Annotated in this window: 25 protein-coding genes; 14 read left to right on the top strand and 11 right to left on the bottom strand. The window is 65.0% G+C overall.

Annotated elements, in window-relative coordinates:
* Positions 1-104 precede the first annotated feature (104 nt).
* The 5 genes from ACE10W_RS18020 to ACE10W_RS18000 all read left to right on the top strand — a co-directional run bounded on the left by ACE10W_RS18020 (position 105) and on the right by ACE10W_RS18000 (position 5,805).
* Entirely contained in the window at positions 105-1,580 is a 1,476-nt protein-coding gene (locus tag ACE10W_RS18020) for a YdiU family protein (protein ID WP_271556797.1), read from the top strand.
* 209 nt (positions 1,581-1,789) lie between these two features.
* A complete protein-coding gene (locus ACE10W_RS18015) occupies positions 1,790-2,641 on the top strand; it encodes a phosphodiesterase (protein ID WP_271556796.1) in 852 nt (283 codons plus the stop codon).
* A 1-nt stretch (position 2,642) separates the two neighbouring features.
* Entirely contained in the window at positions 2,643-3,593 is a 951-nt protein-coding gene (locus ACE10W_RS18010; protein ID WP_271556795.1) for a carbohydrate ABC transporter permease, read from the top strand.
* On the top strand, positions 3,590-4,459 hold the full coding sequence (locus tag ACE10W_RS18005) for a carbohydrate ABC transporter permease (protein ID WP_060911762.1): 870 nt from the start codon (positions 3,590-3,592) through the stop codon (positions 4,457-4,459). The genes ACE10W_RS18010 and ACE10W_RS18005 overlap by 4 nt, the downstream gene beginning before the upstream one ends.
* Positions 4,460-4,470: 11 nt before the next feature.
* Positions 4,471-5,805 carry an ABC transporter substrate-binding protein gene (locus tag ACE10W_RS18000; protein WP_028171118.1) on the top strand — a complete coding sequence of 445 codons (1,335 nt, stop codon included), beginning with the start codon at positions 4,471-4,473 and terminating at the stop codon, positions 5,803-5,805.
* 77 nt (positions 5,806-5,882) lie between these two features.
* Here the strand turns inward: ACE10W_RS18000 and ACE10W_RS17995 are convergent, their stop codons facing one another.
* Complete coding sequence (locus ACE10W_RS17995; RefSeq protein ID WP_028171117.1) at positions 5,883-6,872, bottom strand: zinc-dependent alcohol dehydrogenase family protein; 990 nt, start codon at positions 6,870-6,872, stop codon at positions 5,883-5,885.
* Between the two features lie 103 nt (positions 6,873-6,975).
* On the opposite strand from ACE10W_RS17995, the gene ACE10W_RS17990 reads away from it, so the two are divergent.
* Both ACE10W_RS17990 and rnd read left to right on the top strand, forming a co-directional pair.
* A complete protein-coding gene (locus ACE10W_RS17990; protein ID WP_375762653.1) occupies positions 6,976-7,875 on the top strand; it encodes a LysR family transcriptional regulator in 900 nt (299 codons plus the stop codon).
* A 354-nt stretch (positions 7,876-8,229) separates the two neighbouring features.
* Entirely contained in the window at positions 8,230-9,378 is a 1,149-nt protein-coding gene (rnd, locus tag ACE10W_RS17985) for a ribonuclease D (RefSeq protein WP_011086908.1), read from the top strand.
* Between the two features lie 197 nt (positions 9,379-9,575).
* On the opposite strand, the gene ACE10W_RS17980 is transcribed toward rnd, so the two are convergent.
* From ACE10W_RS17980 to ACE10W_RS17960, 5 genes are all read right to left on the bottom strand, one after another.
* Complete coding sequence (locus tag ACE10W_RS17980; RefSeq protein ID WP_271556793.1) at positions 9,576-10,958, bottom strand: aspartate aminotransferase family protein; 1,383 nt, start codon at positions 10,956-10,958, stop codon at positions 9,576-9,578.
* Positions 10,959-11,101: 143 nt separating this feature from the next.
* Positions 11,102-11,275: a hypothetical protein gene (locus ACE10W_RS17975; protein WP_271556792.1), complete on the bottom strand. Its 174-nt coding sequence runs from the start codon at positions 11,273-11,275 to the stop codon at positions 11,102-11,104.
* 34 nt (positions 11,276-11,309) lie between these two features.
* Positions 11,310-11,873: an isochorismatase family protein gene (locus ACE10W_RS17970; RefSeq protein WP_011086906.1), complete on the bottom strand. Its 564-nt coding sequence runs from the start codon at positions 11,871-11,873 to the stop codon at positions 11,310-11,312.
* Positions 11,874-11,898: 25 nt separating this feature from the next.
* Positions 11,899-12,519 (bottom strand): GNAT family N-acetyltransferase, encoded by a 621-nt coding sequence (locus ACE10W_RS17965; RefSeq protein WP_011086905.1) that lies wholly within the window; start codon positions 12,517-12,519, stop codon positions 11,899-11,901.
* Positions 12,506-13,117, bottom strand: a complete 612-nt coding sequence (locus ACE10W_RS17960; protein ID WP_011086904.1) for a hypothetical protein — start codon at positions 13,115-13,117, stop codon at positions 12,506-12,508. Before ACE10W_RS17960 ends, ACE10W_RS17965 begins: the two co-directional genes overlap by 14 nt.
* Before the next feature lie 74 nt (positions 13,118-13,191).
* Between ACE10W_RS17960 and ACE10W_RS17955 the strand changes: the two genes are divergently transcribed.
* Entirely contained in the window at positions 13,192-14,232 is a 1,041-nt protein-coding gene (locus ACE10W_RS17955) for a LysR family transcriptional regulator (RefSeq protein WP_011086903.1), read from the top strand.
* An 18-nt stretch (positions 14,233-14,250) separates the two neighbouring features.
* Here the strand turns inward: ACE10W_RS17955 and ACE10W_RS17950 are convergent, their stop codons facing one another.
* Positions 14,251-15,414 (bottom strand): autotransporter outer membrane beta-barrel domain-containing protein, encoded by a 1,164-nt coding sequence (locus ACE10W_RS17950; RefSeq protein WP_028171112.1) that lies wholly within the window; start codon positions 15,412-15,414, stop codon positions 14,251-14,253.
* A gap of 378 nt (positions 15,415-15,792) precedes the next feature.
* Between ACE10W_RS17950 and ACE10W_RS17945 the strand changes: the two genes are divergently transcribed.
* Positions 15,793-15,999, top strand: coding sequence for a cold-shock protein (locus tag ACE10W_RS17945; RefSeq protein ID WP_008129967.1), 207 nt, complete (start codon positions 15,793-15,795; stop codon positions 15,997-15,999).
* Between the two features lie 86 nt (positions 16,000-16,085).
* Here ACE10W_RS17945 and purN read toward each other — a convergent pair whose 3' ends face one another.
* Both purN and purM read right to left on the bottom strand, forming a co-directional pair.
* Positions 16,086-16,739 carry a phosphoribosylglycinamide formyltransferase gene (gene purN, locus ACE10W_RS17940; protein ID WP_028171111.1) on the bottom strand — a complete coding sequence of 218 codons (654 nt, stop codon included), beginning with the start codon at positions 16,737-16,739 and terminating at the stop codon, positions 16,086-16,088.
* Complete coding sequence (gene purM, locus ACE10W_RS17935; protein ID WP_028171110.1) at positions 16,739-17,812, bottom strand: phosphoribosylformylglycinamidine cyclo-ligase; 1,074 nt, start codon at positions 17,810-17,812, stop codon at positions 16,739-16,741. The genes purN and purM overlap by 1 nt, the downstream gene beginning before the upstream one ends.
* Positions 17,813-17,966: 154 nt before the next feature.
* Here purM and ACE10W_RS17930 point away from each other — a divergent pair, with 154 nt between their 5' ends.
* The 4 genes from ACE10W_RS17930 to ppx all read left to right on the top strand — a co-directional run bounded on the left by ACE10W_RS17930 (position 17,967) and on the right by ppx (position 23,118).
* Entirely contained in the window at positions 17,967-18,509 is a 543-nt protein-coding gene (locus ACE10W_RS17930) for a CDP-alcohol phosphatidyltransferase family protein (RefSeq protein ID WP_011086898.1), read from the top strand.
* Between the two features lie 91 nt (positions 18,510-18,600).
* Positions 18,601-19,278: a DnaA ATPase domain-containing protein gene (locus tag ACE10W_RS17925; protein WP_028171109.1), complete on the top strand. Its 678-nt coding sequence runs from the start codon at positions 18,601-18,603 to the stop codon at positions 19,276-19,278.
* Between the two features lie 135 nt (positions 19,279-19,413).
* On the top strand, positions 19,414-21,603 hold the full coding sequence (locus ACE10W_RS17920; protein ID WP_271556818.1) for an RNA degradosome polyphosphate kinase: 2,190 nt from the start codon (positions 19,414-19,416) through the stop codon (positions 21,601-21,603).
* 12 nt (positions 21,604-21,615) lie between these two features.
* Positions 21,616-23,118 (top strand): exopolyphosphatase, encoded by a 1,503-nt coding sequence (gene ppx, locus ACE10W_RS17915; RefSeq protein ID WP_271556791.1) that lies wholly within the window; start codon positions 21,616-21,618, stop codon positions 23,116-23,118.
* A gap of 48 nt (positions 23,119-23,166) precedes the next feature.
* Here the strand turns inward: ppx and ACE10W_RS17910 are convergent, their stop codons facing one another.
* On the bottom strand, positions 23,167-24,027 hold the full coding sequence (locus ACE10W_RS17910; protein WP_028171106.1) for a TerC family protein: 861 nt from the start codon (positions 24,025-24,027) through the stop codon (positions 23,167-23,169).
* 44 nt (positions 24,028-24,071) lie between these two features.
* The gene (gene ndk / locus ACE10W_RS17905) at positions 24,072-24,494 is read right to left on the bottom strand and encodes a nucleoside-diphosphate kinase (protein WP_011086893.1); all 423 of its coding nucleotides are present in this window, start codon (positions 24,492-24,494) and stop codon (positions 24,072-24,074) included.
* A gap of 312 nt (positions 24,495-24,806) precedes the next feature.
* On the opposite strand from ndk, the gene ACE10W_RS17900 reads away from it, so the two are divergent.
* Complete coding sequence (locus tag ACE10W_RS17900) at positions 24,807-25,058, top strand: hypothetical protein (RefSeq protein WP_027576269.1); 252 nt, start codon at positions 24,807-24,809, stop codon at positions 25,056-25,058.
* The last annotated feature ends 196 nt before the right edge of the window (positions 25,059-25,254 follow it).

Below are 25,254 nucleotides of genomic sequence, written 5' to 3'. Positions count from 1 at the left end.
GCGGCAACCAAGGGAACGGCCTGTTTCGGGCCCGGAAGGCCCATTTTTGGCCGATCTGGGCTCAAGCCTTTGCCATCAGGCGTTCCCCGCCTATCTTTACCTCCATGACCGTCCATTTCCCCTTCCAGAACTCCTATTCGGCGCTGCCGGACAGCTTCTTTGCCCGGGTCGCGCCGACCCCGGTCGCAGCCCCCCGGCTCATCAAGCTGAACCGGCCGCTGGCGGTCCAGCTCGGCCTCGACCCGGATATGCTGGAGACCCCTGAGGGCGCCGAGATCCTGGCGGGCAAGACGGTTCCTGATGGAGCCGACCCCATCGCCATGGCCTATGCCGGCCACCAATTCGGGCAGTTCGTGCCCCAGCTCGGCGACGGCCGGGCGATCCTGCTCGGCGAGGTCATCGACCGGGACGGCGTCCGCCGCGACATCCAGCTCAAGGGAAGCGGTCCCACCCCGTTCTCCCGCCGCGGCGACGGCCGCGCTGCGCTCGGGCCCGTCTTGCGCGAATACATCGTCAGCGAAGCGATGTACGCGTTGGGCATTCCGACCACACGCTCGCTTGCCGCCGTCGTCACCGGCGAGCACGTCATCCGCGAGACCGCGCTGCCTGGCGCGGTGCTGACCCGCGTCGCCGCGAGCCACATCCGCGTCGGCACCTTCCAGTTCTTTGCCGTCCGCCGCGATACCGACGCGATCCGCCGGCTCGCCGATCACGTCATCGCCCGTCACTATCCCGAGCTGCTCGGTACCGAGCGGCCCTATCACGCGCTGCTTGCCGGCGTCGTCGCGCGCCAGGCCGAGCTCGTCGCGCGCTGGCTGCTGGTCGGCTTCATCCACGGCGTGATGAACACCGACAATTCTTCGATCTCGGGTGAGACCATCGATTACGGCCCCTGCGCCTTCATGGATGCCTACAATCCCGCGCAGGTCTTCTCCTCGATCGACGAGATGGGCCGCTACGCCTACGCCAACCAGCCGCGCATCGCGCTGTGGAATCTGACCCGGCTGGCCGAGTGCCTGCTGCCCCTGTTCGGCGAGGAGCAGGAGAAGGCGGTCGAGCAGGCACAGGACATTCTCGGCGCATTCCCCGAGACATTCAGCAAGGCCTATCAGGCGGGCCTGCGCAAGAAGGTCGGCCTGTTCACGGAGCGCGACGGCGACGAGGCCCTGATCCAGGACCTGCTCGACGCCATGGCGAAGAACCAGGCCGACTTCACCCTCACCTTCCGCAGGCTGGGTGACGCCGCCGGCGATCCGGCCGCGGACGACGCCCGCGCAGAGTTCATGGACCCCGCAGCCTTCGATGAGTGGGCCCGGCGGTGGCGCGAGCGTCTCGCCGCCGAGCCGCAATCCGCCGCCGAGCGGCAGTCCGCCATGAACGCCGTCAACCCGCTCTTCATCCCGCGCAACCACCGCGTCGAGGCCGTGATCCAGGCCGCGGTCAACGATGACAACTACGCGCTGTTCGAGGAATTGGTGAAGGTGCTGGCGAAACCGTTCGAGGACCAGCCGGACTATGCGGCTTATGCCGATCCGCCGCTACCGGACCAGCGGGTGTTGCAGACGTTCTGCGGGACGTGAAAGCTCGCACGCCCCCGCATCACCACCTCTAATTGATTCGCTGCATGGATTGCGCCTTGCGCGAATCCATTCCTGTCCGGTGGACGTTGTGGACACGTCCTGCCCGCGGGAACCGCTGTCATCAAACTGAAACACTCGCGCTCTAACGGCCTGTCAGCGCCATCTTGCCGGAGGCGCCCGTCCTCCAACAAGTCCCGACAAAGCGCGCCATGCCCTTCAAATTCATTCACATCACCGATACGCATCTCGCGAACCCCGGGCTGAAGCTCTATGGGCTCGATCCGCGCGCCCGGCTGGACGCGGCGATCGCCGACATCAACAAGCACCAGTCCGACGCTGCATTTGCTGTCGTGACCGGCGACCTCACCCATTGGGGCGAGCCTGAATCCTACGCCAATTTCACAGACGCGATGGCTGCGCTGAAAATCCCGTACATCGCCATGGTCGGCAACCACGACAAACGCGTAGCTTGCCTCGACGGCCTGAAGGCCGCACCGCGCGATTCCGACGGCTTCGTGCAGGGCACGCGCACCACCGAGCACGGCCTGTTCGTCTTCCTGGACACGCTGGACGAGACCAGCCACGCCGGCGAGATGTGCGCCAAGCGTCTCGGCTGGCTCGCAAGCACGCTGGCCGCCGCACCGGCCGACATGCCGTTCGTCGTCTTCATGCACCATCCGCCTTTTCCGGTCGGCGTCCACGCGATGGACGAGATCGCACTGAAGCAGAGCGCCGAATTCGCCGAAGTCATTGCGCCCTATCGCTCGCGCATCCGCCACCTCTTCTTCGGCCATGTCCACCGGCCGATCTTCGGCAGCTACGGCAAGATTCCGTTCTCGACGCTCCGCGGCACCAACCACCAGGTCTGGTTCGAGCTTGACGCTGCCGCCGCCGAGCATCTCGCCAGCCACGAGCCGCCGGCCTATGGCGTGGTGCTGATCGACGGCGAGAACCTGGTCGTGCACAGCCACGACTTCCTCGACGAAAGTCTGCGCTTCCCCTTCGAGCCACCGGCAGGAGTGGACGGCCGCGACTATGCGCTCAACTTCCCGGCGCGGTGAGATGAGCCTCGCTGAACCCGCGACTCTCCCGGTCGCGGCAACTGCGCCGCCGCGCCTGCTTCTCCTGAAGCGGTTCTCCGCCCGCTTCAAAGCCTCGCTGCCGGCCTATCTCCTGCTGCTGCCCTCGCTGATCTTCCTCGCGCTGTTCACTTACGGCGCGATGGGACGCGTGATGATCGACGCGCTGTATCAGCGCGCCACGCCCAAGGCGCCGGTCCGCTTCGTCGGCTTTGAGAACATCAACGCGGTGCTCGCCGATCCCGCCTTCACCGGGGCGATCGTCAACAATCTCGTCTACGCCGTCGGCACCGCGATCCCCAGCATCGGCCTGGCGCTCTTGTTTGCGCTGGCGCTGTCGCGCACCAACGCCTTCAACAGCGTGCTGCGTGCCGCGCTGTTCCTGCCGGTGCTGATCCCGATGGTCGCGGCATCCGCGCTGTTCCTGTTCATCTTCCTGCCGAATGTCGGCCTGCTCGACTATTACATCGGCCGCCTGCTGCCGGTGCTGCCGAACTGGCTCGGCGATTCCGACATCGCGCTTTACGCCATCATGGTCATCACCATCTGGAAGAACGCCGGCTACTACATGCTGTTCTTCCTCGCCGGCCTCCAAGCGGTGCCTGAGGATGTGATGGAAGCCGCCCATCTGGACGGCGCCGGTCCGTACCAGCGCCTGCGCCACATCATCCTGCCGGAGCTCAAGCCCACCTTCCTGTTCGTCACTGTCATCGCAACGCTCAATGCGGTCACGCAGGTCGACCACGTCTTCGTCATGACCAAGGGCGGGCCGTCCAACGCGACCAATCTCGTGCTGTTCTACATCTACCAGCAGGCGGTCGAGCACTACGACATCGGCAAGGCCTCGGCGGCCACGCTGCTGACGCTCGCCGTGCTGATGGGCCTCACCGCGCTCTCGTTCCGGACGATGGCGAACCGGGAGGGCGGGCCATGAAGCTGATCGACTGGCTGCTCAAGGACGCCCCGCTCGCCACGCGCCGCGAGATCACGCCGAAGCTCGGCTTCGTGCTGACCGTGCTGCTCGCGATCATCTGGCTCATCCCCTTCCTCTGGATGGGCGTTGCGACACTGCGCCCCGCCTCGGACGGCATCAACGCCATGGCCGAGCTGATGCCGAGCCTGAAGCCGACGCTCGACAATGTCAGGGATGCCTGGGAGATCGGCGATTTCCCGCGCTACGCCCTCAACACCACGATCATCTGCACCGGCATCCTGCTGGTGCAGCTCGTTACCATCACGCTGGCGGGCTTTGCCTTTGCGCGCCTCGCCTTCGCCGGCAAGACGCTGATCTTCTATTTGTTCCTGATGCAGCTGATGCTGGTGCCGGTGCTCTTGATCGTGCCGAACCTGACGCTCGTGGCGCAGCTCGGTCTCTATGACACGCTCACCGGCGTGATGATGCCGTTCTTCGCCTCCGCCTTCGGCACCTTCCTGATGCGCCAGGCCTTCGAGGCGATCCCGACCGAGCTGGAAGATGCCGCGCTGATCGACGGCGCCAGCCTGTTCCAGCGCATCCGCCACATCTACGTGCCGCTGTCGATGCCGAGCTTCTCCGCCTTCGCCATCATCTCGGTCACCAGCCACTGGAACGATTTCCTGTGGCCGCTGATGGTGATCAATTCGCCGGACAAGCGGCCGCTCACCGTCGGCCTCTCCGTCTTCACCGCAACGGCCGAAGGCACCCAGGCCTGGGGCACCATCGCCGCCGGCACGCTGATGGTAATCGCGCCGCTGCTCGTCACCTTCCTGATCTTCCAGAAGCGATTCATCAGCTCTTTCGTCACCTCAGGCATCAAATAGGAGATTTTCCGATGCTGTTTTCCCGCAGGCTCATGCTTGGCCTCGCCATGGCAGGCACTATGGCAGGCGCCCTCGCCTTTCCCGCGCTCGCCGGCGAAGGTCCGACCGAGATCGACCTGTTCTTCCCCGTCCCCGTCGACGGCAAGCTCGCCCGCGACATGGGCACCTTGATCAAGGAGTTCAACGAGACCCATCCCGAGGTCAAGGCGACCGCGGTCTACACCGGCTCCTATGACGACACGCTGATCAAGACGCGCGCGGCCATCAAGGCCGGCAAGCCGCCGTCCGCCGTGATCATGTCGGCGAACTTCCTGCTCGACATGCAGATCGAGAACGAGCTCACCAATCTCGACGGCCTGATCGCCGCCGACGGCAAGACCAAGGACCAGTTCCTCGGCCAGTTCTTCCCGGCGCTGCAGGGCAACGCGGTGATCAACCGCTCGGTCTATGGCGTGCCTTTCCACAATTCGACGCCGCTGCTCTACATCAACGCCGACAAGGCCAAGGAAGCGGGCCTTGATCCGAACAAGCCGCCGCAGACCTGGGCGGAGCTGACCGACTGGGCCAAGAAGCTCACCAAGCGCGAGGGCGACAAGGTGACCCAATGGGGCATCGCGATCCCCTGCGCCTATGACTATTGCGGCTGGATGATGGAAACGCTCACCATGACCAATGGCGGGCGCTACTACAACGAGGAGTTCGGCGGCGAGGTCTATTACGACACGCCCTCGATGCTCGGCGCGCTGACCTGGTGGAACGACCTCGTCTACAAGCACAAGGTCCACGCGCCTGGCGCGACGCCCGGTCCCGCCGTCAGCACCTCCTTCATCTCCGGCAACGCCGCGATGATGATGCTGTCCACGGGCTCGCTGACCTATGTGCGCGACAACGCCAAGTTCAACTACAAGGTCGCTTTCATCCCGCGCAACGTCCGCAACGCCGTGCCGATCGGCGGCGCCTCGCTGATCGTTCCGGCCGGTCTCGAAGCCGACAAGCAGAAGGCCGCCTGGACGCTGATCAAGTGGATGACCTCGCCCGAGAAGAGCGCCTGGTGGAGCCGCGCCACCGGCTATTTCGCCCCCAACATGGCCGCCTACAAGACGCCTGACATGGTCGACTTCCTGAACAAGAACCCGGACGCCAAGACCGCCGTCGAGCAGCTCGACGTCGCAAAGCCCTGGTTCGCGACCTACAAGACCGTCCCGGTCCGCAAGACGCTGGAGGACGAGGTGATGCTGGTCCTGAACGGCAAGAAGCAGCCGAAGGAGGCGCTCGCCGCCGCCCAGAAAGCGGCCGACGAGACGCTGAAGCCGTACAACGCGGAAACGTCGCTGAAGCTGCCGTAAGACCGACGCTTACGTCCAAACGAACTTCGGCGCTCCGTCATACGGGGCGCCGAATGCGTTTCGCAAGATGCGCGCGTTTAGATCGTCACCACGATCTTGCCGAACTGATCGTTCGACTCCAGGAAGCGATGCGCCTCGACGATCTCCTCGAATCGGAATGTCCTGGCGATGATCGGCTTCAGCGTGCCGTCCGACAGCCCATCAAGAATGAATGCCTTGGCCTTCGCAAGGCGCACGGGATCGCGGATGATCTCGTGCACGAGGTAGCCGCGCAGGACCAGACTCTTGGTCAACACGTTGAAGAGCGGGAACGGCGTCGGCGCCGGACTGAGCCCGCCATACTCGATCAGAATGCCGCCCGGCGACATCGCCGCGGTCAGCGGCTCGAATGCGGGACCGCCGACGGCGTCAAACACCACGCGGACGCCGTTTGAACCGGCGATCTCCGCGAGCCGCGCTCCGATGTCCTCCTCGTCCGAGGCGATCACGTGCGCGGCGCCGGCATCGCGCAAGGCGCGCCGCTTGGTCGAGGTCCGCGTTAGTGCAACCGGGACAGCGCCGATCCGGTTCGCGATCTGAATGGCCGCAAGCCCGACGCTGCTCGATGCCGCCGTGATGGCGACGACGTCCCCGCGCCCAAGTCCGGCGATATCGACCAGCGCGCCGTAGGCCGTCAGATATTGCATCCACATCGCAGCCGCGACCTCGAAGCCAAGCTCGGGCGGATGCTTCACGACGAGCTCGGCCGGAAACGTCGCGAGCTCGGCGTAGGCCGGCCATCGCACCATCGACAGCGGCGGCACGATGCTCACAGTGTCATCGGGCGCAAAGCCGGCCACGCCTTCGCCGACCGCCTCAACGATGCCGGCCGCCTCCAGACCAAGGCCGGACGGAAATTTCGCGGACTCGATATACGTGCCCCTCCGCAGCAGCGCCTCGGCGCGGTTGAGACCGAGTGCCCTGACCCGGATTTGAACCTCGCCCTTTGCCGGCGGTGGAACGCTGGCGGTCTCGATGCACAGCACTTCGGGACCGCCGTGCCGGTGAAAGCGAACGATGCGGGTCATGGGATATACTCCAAATCAGTTGAACTGAATGGAGCTATGCCGGTCCCGTGGAAGCGGATAAATCACCCAAACAAGCGAACAGTCGAAACCAGGAGTTTTCAATATGGACCGCCTGACCAGCATGGCCGTGTTCGTCAAGGCCGTCGATCTCGGCTCGTTCGCAGCCGCCGCCGACGCGCTGGAGCTGTCGGGGCCGATGGTCGGCAAGCATGTGCGCTTCCTCGAACAGCGCCTCGGCGCCCGCCTCCTCAACCGTACCACGCGGCGCCAGAGCCTGACCGACGCAGGGCAAGCCTATTACGAGCGCTGCCGTGCCGTGCTCAACGCGGCTGAAGCGGCTGACGCCGTAGTTGCCGACGAATTATCCGAACCGCGCGGCAGGCTGCGCGTGACAATGCCCGCGCTGCTGGGGCGGCACTGCATCGCGCCCTTGTTGATGAAGCTGGCGCGCAAACATTCGCATCTCGAGCTCGACCTCTCCTTCGGCGACCCGATCGCTGACATCGTCGAGGGCGGCTACGATCTTGCGATCCGGACCGGTGATCTCGATAACCAGTCCGGCCTGATTACGCGGCGCTTCGCTCGCCAGCGAATGGTGGTGTGCGGCGCGCGATCCTATTTGCGCGCCCATGGCAAACCGAAATCGATCGACGATCTCGCCGCCCACCAGGCGATCATCTATCGCCGCTCCGGGCGGGTCCGGCCTTGGCTGTTTCCGCGGGACGGTCAGCCTCCGCGCGAGATCATGCCGGCCGGCAGGCTCAGGCTCGACGATCTCGAGGCGATCGCGGACGCCGCGGCACAGGGCATGGGGCTCGCCTGGCTACCCTGCTGGCTGGTCCGCGAACGCCTCAACAACGGCGCGCTGGTCGGTCTCTTCGGGGGCCAACCGGAATTCCTGTACGACTGCCACGCCCTGTGGCCACGTTCGCCGCGGATGCCGCTAAAGGTCCGCGCCGCCGTGGACGCCCTCGCCGCCGCCTTGCCGAAACTGATGCCGTGATGGTGGTCGTCCGCGCCATTAACCCGCTGTCCACCATCCGGCCGCCCGCACCGCCGGTAACCATTGGAATTAACAGACCGTCAACACGCTCCCGACAAGTCTAACGGTTCTGTCGGGGGATTTTGCCGTGGATCTGTTGGTTTTCGAGTTCCTGGGACTGGCGCTGGTCGCCATGTGCGTGGTCGTGGTGGCGCTGCCCTGCGCCCGAAAACCCTCGCAAAGGGTCCGTTACGAATAGGAATTTCGTCGGAAGGAGCGATTCCGGCCCAATTGCAAGGCTCGAATTCGCTTCGAGCCCCTTGACATCACAGCGCTTTCGGCAGAACGGCTGATATCAAGTGTCATGGGCCGTTCATGGATTTGATTACCACCACCGCTGACCTTGCGGCTGCCTGCAGCCGACTGGCCAAGCACCCCGTCATTACTGTCGATACCGAGTTCCTGCGCGAGACCACCTATTACCCGCTGCTGTGCGTGGTGCAGATGGCCAGCCCCGAGGAAGCGATCGTCATCGACACCCTGGCCGTGGGCATCGACCTCAAGCCGTTCTTCGAGCTGATGGGCAACGAGGCCGTGCTGAAGGTGTTCCACGCCGCCCGGCAGGACATCGAGATCATCTGGCACCAGGCCAACATCATCCCGCATCCGGTGTTCGACACCCAGGTCGCGGCCATGGTGCTCGGCTATGGCGACAGCATCGCCTACGACCAGCTGGTCGAGAAGGTCACCGGCCACCGCCCGGACAAGACCCACCGCTTCACCGACTGGTCGCGCCGCCCGCTGACCAAGGAGCAGATGCACTACGCGGTGTCCGACGTCACCCATCTGCGCGACGTATTCGCGGCGCTCGATGCCGACCTGAAGAAGCGCCGCCGCAGCGAATGGGTCTCCATCGAGATGGAGGTCCTGACCTCGCCCCGCACCTACGACTTCCACCCCGAGCGCGCCTGGGAGCGGCTGAAGACGCGGGTGCGCAAGCCGAAGGACCTCGCGGTGCTGATGGAGGTCGCGGCCTGGCGCGAGCAGGAGGCGCAAAGCCGCGACGTGCCACGCGGCCGCGTGCTGCGCGACGAGGCCGTCAGCGACATCGCCACCCACGCCCCCAACACGCTGGAAAAGCTCGCCCATCTGCGCTCGGTGCCGAAGGGGTTCGAGAAATCCAAATGGGGCGCGGACATCGTTGCCGCGGTCGAGCGCGGCCTGGCGCGGGATTTCTCGACGCTGCCGAAGCTGGAGAAGCCGCGCAACAATTCCAACGGCGCGGCCATCGTCGAGCTCTTGAAGGTCCTGCTGCGGATGACCGCGGAGCGCCATGCAGTCGCAAGCAAGGTGATCGCGACCGTCGACGATCTCGAGGAGATCGCAGCCAGTGACGAGGCCGACGTCCCCGCCCTGCGCGGCTGGCGCCGCGAGCTGTTCGGCGATGCCGCGCTGAAGCTGAAGCGCGGCGAGCTGGCGCTGGCGATCGAGAAGGGTCGCGTGATCGGGGTCGAGCGGGCGTAAGCGCGCCCCGCTCTCCCTCCGTCGTCGTCCTGGCGAAAGCCAGGACCCATTACTCAATGGCGGAGTTTGGCGAAGACTCTGCGTTCGGTACTCCAACCGCCACAAATCGATGGATCACGCGGTATGGGTCCTGGCTTTCGCCAGGACGACACCGGTGAATGTGGTCGGCTGCTCCGGCCACATTGAAACGCTCGACCTTACGCCGGCGTCAGCTTCGCCACTTCGCCCTTCATATCCTCCAGCACGCCCGATATCGCCGCCACCAGTTCGTCGATCTGGGTCTTGTTGACGATCAGCGGCGGGCAGATGGCGATGGCATCGAGCATGTTGCGGGAGATCACACCGCGCTCCTGGAGCATGCGGCTGGCAATGCCGCCGACGGCGCCGGGTGTCGCCGCTGCCGTCTTGCGCTGCTTGTCGAGCACCAGCTCGATCGCCGCGATCATGCCGACGCCGCGGACCTCGCCGACCAGCGGGTGGCTGGCAAGCTCACGCAGCTTGCCCTGCATGTAGCCGCCAAGCTCGGCGGCATGTGCGACCAGGCCGCGTTCCTCGATGATCTTGAGGTTCTCCAGCGCAATCGCCGAGCCGACCGGATGGCCGGCCGCGGTGAAACCGTGGCCGAGCACGCCGATCTTGTTGCTCTCATCCGCGATCGGCTCGAACATGCGGTCGTTCATCAGGATCGCCGACAGCGGGAAATAGCTCGAGGTGATCTGCTTGGAGACAACGATCGCGTCCGGCTTGATGCCATAGGTCTCGCAGCCGAACATCTTGCCGGTGCGGCCGAAGCCGCAGATCACCTCGTCGGCGACCAGCAGGATGTCGTACTTCTTCAGGACCGCCTGGATCTTGTCCCAATAGGTCGCCGGCGGCACGATGACGCCGCCCGCTCCCATCACCGGCTCGCCGAAGAAGGCTGCGATCGTGTCCGGCCCTTCCTTCTGGATCAGCGCGTCGAGCTCCTCGGCCCGGCGCGTGGCAAACGCCTCCTCGCTCTCGCCCGGCGCGCCGTCCTTGTAGAAGTGCGGCGAGCCCGTGTGCAGGATGTTCGGCAGCGGCAGGTCGAACGAGCGGTGGTTGTTCGGCAGGCCCGTGAGGCTGGCCGACGCGATGGTGACGCCGTGATAGGCGCGCATCCGGCTGATCACCTTCTTGCGCTGCGGCTGGCCGAGCGCATTGGAGCGATAGGCGATCAGCTTCAGGACGGTGTCGTTCGCCTCCGAGCCGGAATTGGTAAAGAACACCTTGCTCATCGGGACCGGCGCGAGCGCCACCAGCTTCTCGGCGAGATCGATCGAGGGCCCGTGCGATTTGGCGGAGAACGTGTGGTAGAACGGCAGCGCCAGCATCTGCTTGTGCGCAGCCTCGACCAGGCGCTTCTCATTGAAGCCGAGCCCGACGCTCCACAGGCCGGCCATCGCCTCGAAATAGCGCTTGCCCGATGCGTCGAAGACGTAAGGGCCCTCGCCGCGCTCGATCACCAGGGGACCGGCCTGCTGATGGGTGCGCGCGTTGGTGTAGGGATGGAGCTGGTAGGCCACATCCCGGGCCTCTTGCGAATTCGGCAGCATGGACATTTGCGAAAGATCCTCAAGGTCGTCACATCGCCGGCGCGGCCAGCGTCATCTCTTGGCTATTGCGACAACGCAGAACTTGCAACGCCAATTCGTCGGCAGCAGGCGCTCAGCAGCGTTGCACAAAGCCGCACACGGAACAGCTCTCAGGGCGCGCTGTCATCATCATCACCATCGTCGGCGGCAGCAGCGGCTTCCCGCACCTCCACGAGCGCCATCGAGAGCAGATAGACGGTCGTGGGCAAGCCGACGCGGCGCGCCGTCTCGACGGCACGCGACAGGTCGCTTGCCAGCTCCTTGAGCTCGTCTCCCCGTGACAATGTCCCACCCCATCCATCCGCCGATCGCGGCCGCCTATACCGCAACGGCGCCGCTGGTTCTGATCAGTTCGGCGCTGGACTGGATTGTAGCAAAGTTACCGATGACATTCACTACCGCATGCTTGTAGGCGGCGGCATCGCCCGCGCCCGGTTGGCGGCAGGCCACGGCGTCGGCCACCACCTGATAACGATGGCTGCGGTGAAACCCGTCAACGGCGGTGGCGAGGATGGTCTCGTCCAGGGAGAAGCCGACCAACACGCAGCGCACATTGCGGATATTGGACATGTAATCCACAAACCGCGCCGAGCTGTAGGCCGAGGGCAGCGGGTGCTCGAACGTCATCTCGCCGGGCCGCGGCTTGGTCTCGGCGATCCAATCGGTCAGCCTGGATGCCGGATTGAACCAGGCCGCCTGGGCGATGCGCTTCAGATGCATCACGGGCCAGAGATTGTCGCGCCACAGCATCAGGAGTTCCAGGCAGCGCGCAGTGGCCGCCTCGCCGTCGAGGATGACGTGGCGACGCCCTGGGGTCAGATATTCGACCTGGAGATCCGCACAAACCAGGATCGGCGGATCATCGGTGTTGGAAGTCAGCATTATCTTGCGCAGAGCTGCACCAGTTTCAGTGATCGGCGAGCGCGAGATCCCGCAGCGGCGAGGTCACCGCCCGCCCCGCCGAGGCGTCAAGCACGCCCGGCCGGTCCCAATCGCCCTCGGGACGGATGATGACATAGGGATCGCTGTCCAGCGTGATGGCATCCGGACCCGGCTCGATCTCCAGCAGCATTTCCGTGTAGGAAAAATCCGAGAAGGTGATCTTGCGATTGTGGCCGAGCGGCTTGGCGCCGAAATGGGCCCAGAAATCGACCAGCCGGTCCTGCGCCTGGCCGTAGATCTTGCGAAACCCTTTGCGCTTCACATAGTCGACGCTCGCCTGCACCAGCTTGAACGAGACGCGCGAGCGCCGATATTGGTGTCGCACCGCGAGCCGCTCGACCTTGGCGAAATCGCCGAAGAAGCGCACCCGCAGGCAGCCCGCAGGCTCGCTGCCGACAAAGCCGATGAAATGCGCGGCTACCATGTCGTTGCCGTCGAACTCCTCCTCGAACGGACAATCCTGCTCGGCGAGATAGACCGCCGAGCGGATGGCGGTGACCAGCATGAGATCGTTGGGATTGCGCGCAAGGCGGATGGTGATGGCGCGGGAGTCGGGCTTCGCCGGGGGAATCCTAGTGCCGTGCATCTGCAAAACTCCTTGCTTGGATGATCGCGCCCGGCATGCGCATCGGCCGCCGGTGCCATGGGCGCTCGTAGCACCACAGGTCGGGTTGGAAGCTCGGGACAGGCTCGAAGCCGGTCGCCCTCATGATGTCGCGTCCGGCCACGGTTGAAGGCTGCGCATAGCAATCCGCGCCGCGAAATCTCGGCTGTCGGAGGTGCGCCGCGGCCTTGCCGAGACCAGCGATGCCACGGCCCGTCGCCGCGACCGCCCAGATGTAGATGGCAGCAACCTCCTCCTTCGCGGAAGCCAGATAGTGCGTCTCCGGCGCGGTGAGGCAAATCTCGTCGAGCAACAAGGCATCGTGCCCGCGGTCGCTCAGGAACAGGAAGGCCATGCCACCGAGCAGCTTGCCGTTCCGGCTGAACGTCAGGATGCTCTGAGGATCGAAGGTGAAGTATTTTGCAAGCTCCGCGGTTCCGAGCTGCACGCCGGGCACCAGCCGGCGCGCCATCTCGGAAAGTGCCGCAATTTCAGAAAATTGCGCGCAACGGACGTCGACATCCGGACTGAGCGGCAGCGCGTCGAAATCATGCCTTGCGGCAAAGGAGCCCCTTTCCATAGCCTGATCGCCCTTCTATCGTCTGCGGCTTTCGTGCCCCGCTATGTCGAGCTTAGCGGTTGGGGACCAGGAGTATGCAGCAGTTATTGCACCGGGGTGCTGCGATGACGCAGCACCGTGAAGAAGCCCTGGACGCGTCCTGGGACGATTTGAAGCTATTTCTAGCGTGCGCAAAATATAAAAGTTTCCGCAACGCCGCCGAAGAGCTCGGCCTCACCTCGACGACGCTGATGCGCCGGATCGACCGGCTCGAAGAGAGCATCGACTGCAAGCTGTTCCTGCGCGATCAGAGCGGGCTCACGCTCAGCGACGAAGGCACGGCAATGATTGCCGACGTCGCGCATATGGAGCGTCATGCCTTCAACGTCTTCCGGCGCGCCTCGCGCTCGTCGAACGACACGTCGGGCACCGTGCGCGTCGCAGTGACGGAAGGTCCCGGCAATTTCTGGATCCTGCCGCGGCTGATCGATTTCCAGAAAACCTATCGCAAGATCACCGTCGATCTGCGCTGCGCGATGGAGCAGGCCGACGTCGCGCGGCTCGAGTCCGATATCGCGATCCAGCTCGAGCCGCCGACCAACCCCGATCTGATCGTCGCAAAGCTCGGCCGTCTGCACATTTATCCCTTCGTCTCCAAGGAGTACGAAAGCCTCTACGGCCTGCCGGCGACGCTCGCCGAATTGAAGAACCACCGCATCATCAAGCAGAGTGCTCCGCAGGTCGACGACACCGCCTACGCCCGCGTGCTCGGGCTGGAGACGCTCGAGGGCATCGTAGGAATCAAGACCAACTCCTCGGTCGGCGTACTCTATGCGGTTGAGCGCGGCGCCGGCATCGGCTTCCTGCCGACGGTGTCGATCGCGCTCGGCGCACCGTTCATTGCCGTCGATCTCGGCGTGAGCCACCACGCCGACCTATGGCTCACCTATCACAAGGAGTTTCGCGATTCCGAGCGCCACAAGATCGTGGTCGACTGGCTGAAGAAGATCTTCGACCCCAAGACTTATCCCTGCTTCCGCGACGAGTTCATCCATCCGAATGCGCTGGTGCCGATGATGACGGCCGCGCGCGAAGGCTTCGGATTGAAAGGCTATGTCGCGACGACGCCGACATAGGCGCAGGCGAGCTGTGCCTCACCACCGATACTCGAAGCCGACCGTGCCCTGGTGCGAGGTGAGCTCGTTGCGGAACTTGCCGTCGTAATTGACGTAGAGCCGCGCGGTGTTGGTCAGGCTGAGCGAGGCTGACGCGCCGGCATCCATGCCGTAGCGGCTCTCACCGATGCCGGGGACGACGATGCTCTGGGTCCCGAGGCTGACCTGGACCGAGCCGAGGTTCTGGTAAAAATTGTCAACGAACTTGCCGTACGCTGAGAGATCCAGAATCTTCTGGTCGAAGATGAAGTAGCGCCCGACCTCGGCCCCGATCATGACACGCGCGCGCGAGAGCGCCGTCGAGCCGACGTTGAGCGGATCGAGGCCGCCAGCCTCCTGGAATGCCGCACTGGTGGCGCGGACATATTCGAGCGCACCCTTGGGCACGACGCGCATCTGATCCTTGGTCCAGTAGTAGCTGATCTCGGTCAGTGCGCCGTCGACCGCGGCGCGATAGCCGGCGGAGGCAACGCCAAAGCCGGTATCCCTGCTGGAACGGACCTTGCCGAAACCGTGCACCACCGCGAACGCCCAGGTCCACGGGCCTTTGTCGATCGAGCCGTTGAAACCGACCTGGGTCAAATCGAGCGTCGCCGACTGGAGCGCGAGCGGCACGTCGATATCGGTGTGGCTCTGATCGACGGAGAAGCCGAGATTGACGCCAGGCGCGAGTCGCGCGCCGAAGCCGGCGACGCCGCCAAACGTCTTGCGCTTGTCGCCGACGAAATCCCCCTGCGCATCGGTGCGGACCGAAATACCGTAGCCCTCGAACCAGGTGCGGTAACGGGGATCTTCCGTGCTTGCGGACGCGCCGCCGCCGCCCGGATTGGTCCGGAACGCCCGGTTGAAACCACCCGACGCCTGGTTGCCGAGCCGCTCCAGAAACCCCGACCCGAGATTGAGCGTGCTGTTACCGACCGACTGGTCGTAATTGGTCGAGGTCGGCATCGGAATTGGCGTCGGCGACGGCGTGGGCGTTGGGGTTGGGGTCGGCGTTGGCGTCGGGGTCTGCGCGTAGCCGGGCGTCGCCGCCAACATCGCCACGACGAGCGCAAGCAACATCGCGATCGCTGCCGCGCCCCGGCGGACGCGGTTCAGCCCGATCGTCTGCCGTGTCCCGGAGGGCTGCGATGTGCAGCGCATGACGACAAATCCCGAAGCAAATGGCGGCGCGCAAAAATGCAACACGAGCGGCGCACGCATGCTGCGATTTGCGCCGAACTGTTACGGAGGGTCAACCGGCTGGCGCCTTGAGACGGGGGTGATTGCTCCCGATTGTGGTTCCGCGGCCACAGGTCGGAAATTGCAGACGGGCACTCCCGGCCCGGCCTTGAAATTCGCGCATGGCTTGCTAACGCGCGATTTTCGTGTTGCAATATCCGACACAATCGGAATTGGCGCTCGGCTGTGCGTTTCGCGACATTGAGACTCAAGACTCGAACAGACTTCCGGAAGCCCGTTTGTGGCGTGGCACGCGAAAAGCGGCCGCGTCTTTTTTGTATCTAGCGGAGGAGACGAACGATGCCACAAAAGGGCACCGTCAAGTGGTTCAACCCGACCAAGGGCTATGGGTTCATCAAACCGAACGGCAGCGACAAGGACGTGTTCGTCCACATCTCCGCCGTCGAGCGTGCTGGACTCTCCACCCTCAACGAAAACCAGGTGGTTGAATACGACCTCGTGGAGAACCGCGGAAAATCATCCGCGGAGAACCTCAAGGTCTCCTGATCTCTCGTTCCACACGCGAGACATCACGACGATGCCCCCGGCTCTGCCGGGGGATTTTGTTTGTGACGACGAAACGCGACGGCGCCTCAGCTCGCCACGGGCGAAACCAGGAAATTCTCCGACGGTCCGCTGCCCGCCGTCTTGCAGACATCGCCCTCGATTTGGACCTTGCCGGTCGCCAATAGCCGCAGCGCGGCCGGATAGATGCGGTGCTCGACTTCGAGGATGCGTTCCGACAGCGTGTCCGCTGTATCGTGGTCGCTGACGGGAACCGCGCCCTGCATCACGATCGGGCCGGCATCGGTCTCGGGGATCACGAAGTGCACCGTCGCGCCAGACAGTTTCACGCCGGCGCGCAGGGCCTGACCGTGCGGGTCGAGGCCGGGGAAGGACGGCAGCAGCGAGGGATGGATGTTGAGCATCCGCCCGTACCAGGCCTTGGTGAATTCGGCCGTGAACAGGCGCATGAAGCCGCCAAGACAGATCAGCTCGATGCCGTGCTGATCGAGCGCGGCCTGCAGCACCGCCTCGAAGCCGGCGCGATCCTTGCCGAACGGCTTGCTCTCGATCACCAGCGTGTTCACGCCGCTCGCCCTGGCCCGTTCGAGCCCCGGTGCATCGGCCTTGTTCGAGATGACGAGGGAAATTTCCGCCGGAAAATCCCGCGCGCTGGCTGCCTTGATCAGCGCGACCATGTTGGAGCCGCGGCCGGAAATCAGAATGGCGACGCGGCGCTTCATCACGGCGCCAGATCGAGATGGCCATTGTAGACGACGCGATGCTCGCCCTCGGCGGGGATCACGGTGCCGAGCTGCGCCACGCTCTCGCCTGCTTCGGTGAAGACCTGCACGACCCGGTCGACCTTGTCCGGCTCGACGATCGCGATCATGCCGATGCCGCAGTTGAAGGTGCGCAGCATTTCGAGCTCGGCGATCCCGGCCTGCGCGGCCAGCCATTTGAACACCGGTAGCACGGGCAGCCGCGCCAGATCGATGCCGACGCCAAGGTTCTTGGGCAGCACGCGCGGAATGTTGTCGGTGAAGCCGCCGCCGGTGATGTGGGCGAGCCCCTTCACCGCGCCGGTCTCCCGGATCGCGCGCAGGCAGGATTTGACGTAGAGCTTCGTCGGCGTCAGCAGCGCGCCGCCGAGCGTCATGACAGGCGCGAACGGCGCCGGCGCCTCGAAGCCGAGGCCGGACTGCTCGACGATCTTGCGCACCAGCGAGAAGCCATTGGAGTGCACGCCCGACGAGGCAAGACCGATCACGGCGTCTCCGGCGGCGATGTCCTTGCGCGGCAACAGCGTACCGCGCTCGGCGGCGCCGACTGCAAAGCCGCCGAGGTCATAGTCGCCGTCCTTGTAGAGGCCTGGCATCTCGGCGGTCTCGCCGCCGATCAGGGCACAGCCGGATTCCCGGCAGCCATCGGCGACGCCGGCGACGATCGAGGCGGTCGCCTCCGGATCGAGCTTGCCGCAGGCGAAATAGTCGAGGAAGAACAGCGGCTCGGCGCCCTGCACCACGAGGTCGTTGACGCTCATGGCGACCAGATCGATGCCAATGCCGCCATGCAGGCCGGTTTCGATCGCGATCTTGACCTTGGTTCCGACGCCGTCGGTGGCGGCGACCAGGACGGGATCCCTAAAACCGGCCGCCTTGAGGTCGAACAGACCGCCGAAGCCGCCGATCTCGGCGTCGGCGCCGGGCCGCGCGGTGGCGCGCACCATCGGCTTGATCAGATCGACCAGGCGGTTGCCCGCGTCGATATCGACGCCTGAATCGGCGTAGGTGAGGCCGTTTTTGCGGTCGGTCATGCCCGATTTCCAGTGGGGTTGCGGCTGGTTACGTCGAATTCCGGGGACGCGCAATGGCTCGCATGGCGCTCGGCGCCATACTATGTAGATATCAACGGGTTCAGCCTTCAAACGGGGCGGATTCGAGGTCAGGCCGGGTGCCGGGAAGCGCCGCGTGAGTATTCCGAACATCATCACTTTGGGCCGCATCATGCTGGTCCCGATCATCGTCTGGGCCATCGTGTCGAGCCAAATGGAGGTGGCGTTCGCCGTCTTCCTGATCGCCGGGATCAGCGATGCCGTGGACGGCTTCCTCGCCAAGCGCTTCAACATGGCAAGCGAGCTCGGGGCCTTGCTCGATCCGCTCGCGGACAAGGCGCTGCTGGTCTCGATCTATATGTCGCTCGGCATCTGGGGCGCGATTCCGCGCTGGATCGTGATCCTGGTGGTATCCCGCGACATCATGATCGTCGCCGCCGTGATCGTGTCCTGGCTGTTCGACCGGCCCGTCGAGATGAAGCCGTCGAAAGTGTCGAAGCTCAACACCGTCGCCCAGGTGGCATTCGCGGCGCTGGTGCTGGCCGCGCTTGCCTTCGGTTTCAAGCCGGCGCCCTATGATATTATCCTGATGGGCCTCGTCACGATCTTCACGCTCTCCTCCGTGTCGCTCTATCTCGTCGAGTGGGTGCGGCACATGAGCACGATCGAGGCCAAATGAGCGCGAACCGGCCCCGCAAAAGGCCAACTCACGCCCGATCAAGTCGAATCTTTCAAGCGAAGCCGGCCGTCCGGCATGGAGCAAAGCAAGCGTGGCAGGCCGCGTTCACCCCCGACAATTGGCGTTCTCGCTGCCACACGCGGAGAGCCTCAGCCGGGACAATTTCCTCGAAGGTCCCGCCAACGCTGCCGGCCTCGCCTTGATCGACGGCTGGCCGGAATGGCCGAACCGGATCATGTGGCTGGCCGGCCCCGAAGGCAGCGGCAAGAGCCATCTCGCCGCGATCTGGGCCGAGGAGGCCGGCGCCCGCTCGACCACGGCCAATGCGTTGACCGCCGCAGGCGTTCCTGGCGCGCTCGCCACCGGCGCGCTGGTGGTCGAGGATCTCAAGGCCAAGGATTTTGACGAGCGCGCCCTCTTCCACCTGATGAACCTCGCCCGTGAGGACGGCGCCTACGTCCTGTTCACGGGGCGCGATGTGCCGGCTGCGCTGGACATCGAGCTCAACGACCTGCGCTCGCGGCTGCGCGCAGTGCCGGTGGTCACGCTGCTGCCTCCTGACGACCAGCTCTTCCGCGGCCTGATCGTCAAATTCTGCGCCGACCGCCAGCTCACCGTGGACGAGAGCGTGGTCAGCTACCTCGCCACCCGCCTGGAGCGATCCTCGGCCGCCGCCCGGCAGGCCGTCGAACTGCTCGACAGCGAGGCTCTGCGGCTCGGCCGCCCCGTGACCCGGGCGCTGGCCGCCGAGCTGCTCCGCGACGCCTGACCCCGCCCCAACGCCGCTTGACGGCGCGGAACGGCGGAACATCAATGTCATCGAAACGTCATCGCCCTAACACATGCTCCCGGCGGTTTTGCGCGTCAGTCGCAAATTGGGGCAAACTGGATGGACCGACTTCTCATGGACTCCGCGCAAGCTGTTGAAATAAAAGAAAAAGCCCCGGAGACCGAGAGCCTGCCGGCGATCGCATCGAGCCCCGAGCGATTCATCAACCGCGAGCTCTCCTGGCTGCATTTCAACCGCCGCGTCCTGGAGGAATCGGTCAATCCCAGCCATCCCGTGCTGGAGCGGGTGCGATTCCTGTCGATTTCCGCGAACAACCTCGACGAATTCTTCATGGTCCGCGTCGCCGGCATCAAGGCCCAGGTGCGCGAGGGCATTGCCGAGCGCAGCCCCGACGGCCTGACGCCGTCCGAGCAGCTCGCGCTGATCAACCGCACGGTCTCCCAGCTTGCTTCCGACCAGCAGGCGATCTGGCGCGACCTGCGCGCCACGCTGGCCGATGTCGGCATCGTGCTGGTGGACGGCAAGGAGGTCACCAAGGCGGAGCGGACCTGGATCGAGGACTACTTCCTCAACAACGTGTTCCCGCTGCTGACGCCGCTCGCGATCGACCCGGCCCATCCCTTCCCGTTCATCCCGAGCCTCGGCTTCACCATCGCGCTCCAGCTCACGCGCGCCGCCGACGGCAAGCAGATGAATGCGCTGATCCGCATGCCCGGCAAGATCGACCGCTTCATCCGCCTGCCGTCCGAGGGCACGATGCGGCTGATCTCGCTGGAGCAGGCGACCGCCCTGTTCATCAACCGACTGTTCCCCGGCTACAATCTGCATGGACAGGGCGCCTTCCGCATCCTCCGCGACTCCGAGCTCGAAATCGAGGAAGAGGCCGAGGATCTCGTCCGCCTGTTCGAAACCGCGCTGAAGCGCCGCCGCCGCGGATCGGTGATCCGGCTCGAGATCGACGCCAAGATGCCGGAGCAGCTGCGCAACTTCGTGCAGCATGCCCTCTCCGCCGCCGACGACGAAGTATTCCTGGTCGACGGCGTGCTCGCCATGAACGAGCTCTCGCAGCTCACCCGCCTCGACCGGCCCGACCTCGAATTCACCCCTTACGTGCCGCGCCATCCCGAGCGCGTGCGCGAGCATGGCGGCGACATCTTTGCCGCGATCCGGCAGAAGGACCTCGTGGTCCATCACCCCTACGAATCCTTCGACGTGGTGGTGCAGTTCCTCCAGCAGGCAACGCGCGACCCCGATGTCGTCGCGATCAAGCAGACGCTCTACCGCACCTCCAACAATTCGCCGATCGTGCGCGCGCTTGCCGAAGCCGCCGAGGCCGGCAAGTCCGTCACCGCGCTGATCGAGCTCAAGGCGCGCTTCGACGAGGAGGCCAACATCCGCTGGGCGCGCGACCTCGAACGCGCCGGCGTGCAGGTCGTCTACGGCTTCCTCGAACTGAAGACGCACGCAAAACTCTCGATGGTGGTGCGCCGCGAGGGCGGCAGCCTCACGACCTACGTCCACACCGGCACCGGCAACTACCACCCGGTCACCGCGCGCATCTACACCGACCTCTCCTACTTCACCTCCGAGCCGACCATCGGGCGCGACGCCGCGCGCGTCTTCAACTTCATCACCGGCTATGCCGCGCCGAGCGATCTGGAAAAGATGGCGGTGTCGCCGCTGACCCTGCGCAAGCGCATCATCGAGCATATCCAGGGCGAGACCGCGCATGCGCGGCACGGCCGCCCCGGCGCGGTCTGGATGAAGATGAATGCGCTGGTCGACCCCGACATCATCGACGCGCTGTACGAGGCCTCACAGGCCGGTGTCCAGGTCGAGCTCGTGGTACGCGGTATCTGTTGCCTCAGGCCCGGTATCCCCGGCCTGTCGGAGAACATCCGCGTCAAGTCGATCATCGGGCGCTTCCTGGAACACGGCCGAATCTACTGCTTCGGCATGGGCCAGGGGCTGCCGAGTACGAAAGCGGCTGTGTATATCTCCTCGGCCGACATGATGCCGCGCAACCTCGACCGCCGCGTCGAAGTGCTGTGTCCACTGCAAAATCCCACGGTGCATCAGCAGGTTCTCGAACAGATCATGGTCGCGAATCTCAAGGACAATGAGCAGAGCTGGCAATTGTTGCCGGATGGGTCCTCAACGCGTATGAAGACCGCGAAGGGCGAGGAGCCTTTCAACGTCCACAACTACTTCATGACAAATCCGAGTCTGTCTGGCCGTGGAAAGTCGCTCAAGGAATCCTCGCCGCGCCGTCTCACGCGCCGGAACGAACGCCATCCATCCTGATCGGACGTCGACGTGACTCGGTCGCGCAAGCGCGGCTCGAGCGTCGCGGTCATCGACATCGGTTCCAACTCGGTCCGTCTCGTCGTCTACGAGGGACTGGCGCGGAGCCTCATTCCGATCTTCAACGAGAAGACGCTGTGCGGCCTCGGGCGTGAGGTGCAGAGCACGGGCCTGCTTGCGCCCGACGCCGTCGACAAGGCGCTGACCTCGCTGAAGCGATTCCGCGCGCTGTGCCGCGTGATGCAGGTCGGTCGCGTGTTCGCGATCGCGACCGCCGCCTGCCGCGACGCCTCCAATGGCCCCGACTTCATCGCCAAGGCCGAGCGCATCTGCGCAGTGAAGATCGAGATTCTGTCGGGCCCGCGCGAGGCGCGGCTGTCGGCGCTCGGCGTGATTTCCGGCATCCACCACCCCGACGGCATCGTCGGCGACCTCGGCGGCGGCTCGCTCGAACTGATCGACGTGCGCAGGAACAGCGTGCGCAGCGGCGTGACGCTGCCGCTCGGCGGGCTCGCGCTCCAGGACCTCGCCCACAAATCGCTCAAGCGCGCCGACCGTATCGTGCGCGAGGAGCTCGACGAGGTGCCGCAGCTCAAGGCGGGGAGCGGCCGTACATTCTACGCCGTTGGCGGTACCTGGCGCGCGCTCGCGCGCATCCACATCATTCAGAGCGGCTATCCGCTCCAGGTGATGCACGGCTATTCCATCTCTGCAGCGGAAGCGCTCGACTTTTCGCGCCGCCTTCGCCGTCTGGCGGCCGCCGACATGCTCGCCGATATCGAGATCGTTGCCGATGCGCGGCGCCCGCTCCTCACCTACGCGGCGCTGGTGCTGGAGCACATCATCCGCGTGGCAAAGCCCAAGACCATCGTGTTCTCGACCTTCGGCGTACGCGAGGGCCTGCTGCACGAGAAGCTGACGGAAACCGAGCGCAACAAGGACGGGCTGATCTGCGCAGCCGAAGAGCTCAACCAGCTGCTGTCGCGCTCGGCCAAGCACGCCCGCGAGCTGATCGCCTGGACCGATCGCCTGGCGCGCGTCGTGAAGCTGCGCGAGACGGAAGAAGACCGCCGCTTGCGCCACACCGCGTGCCTGCTCTCCGACATCGGCTGGCGCGTGCATCCCGATCACCGCGGCGAGCAGACGCTGAGCCTCGTCGTCAACGGCAATTTCGGCGCGATCACCCACACCGAGCGCGCCTTCGTGGGCCTGTCCGTGTTCTATCGCTATGCGGGCCTGAGCGAGGAAAATCAGCCGCCGGCCACCATGCAGGAGTTGCTGACGCCGGCCCAGCTCGACCGCGCCCGCCTGCTCGGCGCGGCATTCCGCGTCGCGCATCTGATCTCGGCGGCGCGGCCGGGCGTGCTGCCCGCCACGCATTTCCGCAGCCAGGGCCGCAAATTGATGCTGGTGTTCGAGCATCGTCTCGGCGACATCGTCGCCGACCGCGTCGGCAGCCGCTTCCGCCAGCTCGCCCGCCTGGTCAACCGGGCCGGCTCGATCGTGCGTCGGTAGTTCACCTCTCCCTGCGGGAGAGGTGAGATATGCGTCCCTCGGAAAAGTTTACTCTGCCGACGCCTTGGCGTGGCGCTCGGAGGATTCCAGCGCCGCCTGGCTCAGGCTGCGCCGGCGCCAGATGGTGCCGACGACCAGCACGACGATGACGCCGAGCGCCGCGCAGAAATATTCGCCGCCTCCACCGCCATGGCCGAATTGGGCCGGGATGCGCAGTGCACCGAGCATATTGTCCAGCGAGGCACCGAACGGACCGTCGAACAGCGTGTGCAGCTTCGGTGCGACGCCGGGATCGGTCGCGATCACCTCGCCCGCGATCCAGCCGAGCAGCGCGGCACCAGCCCACACCAAGACCGGGAGCTTGGCGAGCAGCGCCATGATCAGCGCCGCACCGGCGACGATCAGGGGAACGCTGATGGCAAGGCCGAGGATCAGCAGCGGCACGCTGCCATTGGCCGCGGCGGCGACCGCAATGACGTTGTCCAGGCTCATGACGATGTCGGCGACGACGACGATCTGCACCGCCTGCCACAGATGCGAGGCCGACTCGACGCCGTCCTCGTCCTCGTTTTCAGGCACCAGGAGCTTGGCCGCGATCACGATCAGCGCGAGACCACCGACGAGCTTGAGATACGGCAGCTCCATTAGGCTTGCGACGATGCCGGTGAAGATGATCCGCAGCAGCACCGCCGCGCCGGCGCCCAGGATCATGCCCCACAGACGGTGCCGCGGCTTGAGGCCGCGGCAGGCGAGCGCGATCACCAGCGCGTTGTCGCCGGAGAGCAGGATGTTGATCCAGATGATCTTTCCGACCGCAATCCAGAAGGTCGGCTCGGCCATCTCATTGCGGAACTGGGTGAAGAATGCCCCGATCGTAGCGGGATCGAAGATCTGCCAGAGCCAGTTCACAATGAGTCCTTTCGCCCCGTCGCTTTAACGTATCGGCTGAATGATCAGCCGACGATCTCGTTGCCCGAGAAGAACTGCGCGATCTCGATCGCGGCGGTCTCCGGAGCATCCGAACCGTGTGCGGAGTTCTCGCCGATCGACTTTGCGTAGAGCTTGCGAATGGTGCCTTCGGCCGCCTTGGACGGATCGGTCGCGCCCATCGCGTCGCGGTACTTGGCGACGGCGTTCTCGCCTTCGAGCACCTGGACGACCACCGGGCCCGAGGTCATGAACTCGACGAGTTCGCCGAAGAACGGACGCGCCTTGTGGACGGCATAGAAGGTCTCCGCCTGTTCCTTGGTCATGCGGATGCGCTTCTGCGCGACGATTCGCAGGCCCGCCTTCTCGATCACGGCGTTAACCGCACCGGTCAGGTTACGCGCGGTCGCGTCGGGCTTGATGATCGAGAAAGTGCGTTCGATGGCCATGATCTTGTCCTTGAGAAGAAAAGCGGTGGTTCGGAGTTGCGGGGCTTATATCGGCGCCTTCGCCAGACGGCAAGCGACCGCCAAAACCCGCCTCCCGGGCGCTTCGCCGCAGGCCGCCCCGGCGGATCCAGCGATGGATTACCGAGATTTCATCGAGATGAACCCAATCTGAAGCCCCCATTCAGGCTTTGGTTCAGCTTCGCCGGCGTAAGGTTGGGTCTATCGAAACCAAAGCCTGATCATCAGGCAGACCGTTTCGGCGGCCTTTCCATCGACGCGATACCCCGCGCCGGCAGTTTTGAGGAGATCACCATGTTGAGGAAACTTTCGCTTGCCGCTGTCGCTGCGGTCGCGCTGGGTGCCGCGCTGGCACCGACCTCGGCCTCTGCTCACTGGCATGGCGGCGGCTGGGGCTGGCACGGCGGCGGCTGGCATCACGGCTATGGCTGGGGTGGCCCGCGCTTCTATGCCCCCGTCTCCTACGGTTATGGCGGCTGCTATGTGCGCCGGCTGGTCCCGACCCCCTGGGGACCCCGCTGGCGGCTGATCAACCGCTGCTACTGAGCCCGACAGCACCTTAACTCAGGGTGCCGGCCCCCCACGGCACCTTCCAAGAGAGGCCCCGGCGATCCCCCCGCCGGGGCCTCGCATTTGAGCAGGCACGACGAATTCATACAATTTTCACGAGAATGTCCGGCATTCCCCACGACCGGCGAAACCATTTGGAGGCCAACGACTTGGTACCGTGTCGTTACTCTGC

The sequence above is a fragment of the Bradyrhizobium sp. B025 genome (assembly GCF_042257955.1).
Classification (GTDB): domain Bacteria; phylum Pseudomonadota; class Alphaproteobacteria; order Rhizobiales; family Xanthobacteraceae; genus Bradyrhizobium; species Bradyrhizobium diazoefficiens.
The sequence above is the reverse complement of the archived record's forward strand: the minus strand, read 5'-3'. Positions and strand labels throughout refer to the sequence as shown.

Bases quoted from the DNA above. Each gene is read 5' to 3' on its own strand.
- ACE10W_RS18020 (WP_271556797.1), top strand. From the start codon at position 105: ATGACCGTCCATTTCCCCTTCCAGAACTCCTATTCGGCGCTGCCGGAC.
- ACE10W_RS18015 (WP_271556796.1), top strand. From the start codon at position 1,790: ATGCCCTTCAAATTCATTCACATCACCGATACGCATCTCGCGAACCCC.
- ACE10W_RS18010 (WP_271556795.1), top strand. From the start codon at position 2,643: ATGAGCCTCGCTGAACCCGCGACTCTCCCGGTCGCGGCAACTGCGCCG.
- ACE10W_RS18005 (WP_060911762.1), top strand. From the start codon at position 3,590: ATGAAGCTGATCGACTGGCTGCTCAAGGACGCCCCGCTCGCCACGCGC.
- ACE10W_RS18000 (WP_028171118.1), top strand. From the start codon at position 4,471: ATGCTGTTTTCCCGCAGGCTCATGCTTGGCCTCGCCATGGCAGGCACT.
- ACE10W_RS17995 (WP_028171117.1), bottom strand. From the start codon at position 6,872: ATGACCCGCATCGTTCGCTTTCACCGGCACGGCGGTCCCGAAGTGCTG.
- ACE10W_RS17990 (WP_375762653.1), top strand. From the start codon at position 6,976: ATGGACCGCCTGACCAGCATGGCCGTGTTCGTCAAGGCCGTCGATCTC.
- rnd (WP_011086908.1), top strand. From the start codon at position 8,230: ATGGATTTGATTACCACCACCGCTGACCTTGCGGCTGCCTGCAGCCGA.
- ACE10W_RS17980 (WP_271556793.1), bottom strand. From the start codon at position 10,958: ATGTCCATGCTGCCGAATTCGCAAGAGGCCCGGGATGTGGCCTACCAG.
- ACE10W_RS17970 (WP_011086906.1), bottom strand. From the start codon at position 11,873: ATGCTGACTTCCAACACCGATGATCCGCCGATCCTGGTTTGTGCGGAT.
- ACE10W_RS17965 (WP_011086905.1), bottom strand. From the start codon at position 12,519: ATGCACGGCACTAGGATTCCCCCGGCGAAGCCCGACTCCCGCGCCATC.
- ACE10W_RS17960 (WP_011086904.1), bottom strand. From the start codon at position 13,117: ATGGAAAGGGGCTCCTTTGCCGCAAGGCATGATTTCGACGCGCTGCCG.
- ACE10W_RS17955 (WP_011086903.1), top strand. From the start codon at position 13,192: ATGCAGCAGTTATTGCACCGGGGTGCTGCGATGACGCAGCACCGTGAA.
- ACE10W_RS17950 (WP_028171112.1), bottom strand. From the start codon at position 15,414: ATGCGCTGCACATCGCAGCCCTCCGGGACACGGCAGACGATCGGGCTG.
- ACE10W_RS17945 (WP_008129967.1), top strand. From the start codon at position 15,793: ATGCCACAAAAGGGCACCGTCAAGTGGTTCAACCCGACCAAGGGCTAT.
- purN (WP_028171111.1), bottom strand. From the start codon at position 16,739: ATGAAGCGCCGCGTCGCCATTCTGATTTCCGGCCGCGGCTCCAACATG.
- purM (WP_028171110.1), bottom strand. From the start codon at position 17,812: ATGACCGACCGCAAAAACGGCCTCACCTACGCCGATTCAGGCGTCGAT.
- ACE10W_RS17920 (WP_271556818.1), top strand. From the start codon at position 19,414: ATGGACTCCGCGCAAGCTGTTGAAATAAAAGAAAAAGCCCCGGAGACC.
- ndk (WP_011086893.1), bottom strand. From the start codon at position 24,494: ATGGCCATCGAACGCACTTTCTCGATCATCAAGCCCGACGCGACCGCG.
- ACE10W_RS17900 (WP_027576269.1), top strand. From the start codon at position 24,807: ATGTTGAGGAAACTTTCGCTTGCCGCTGTCGCTGCGGTCGCGCTGGGT.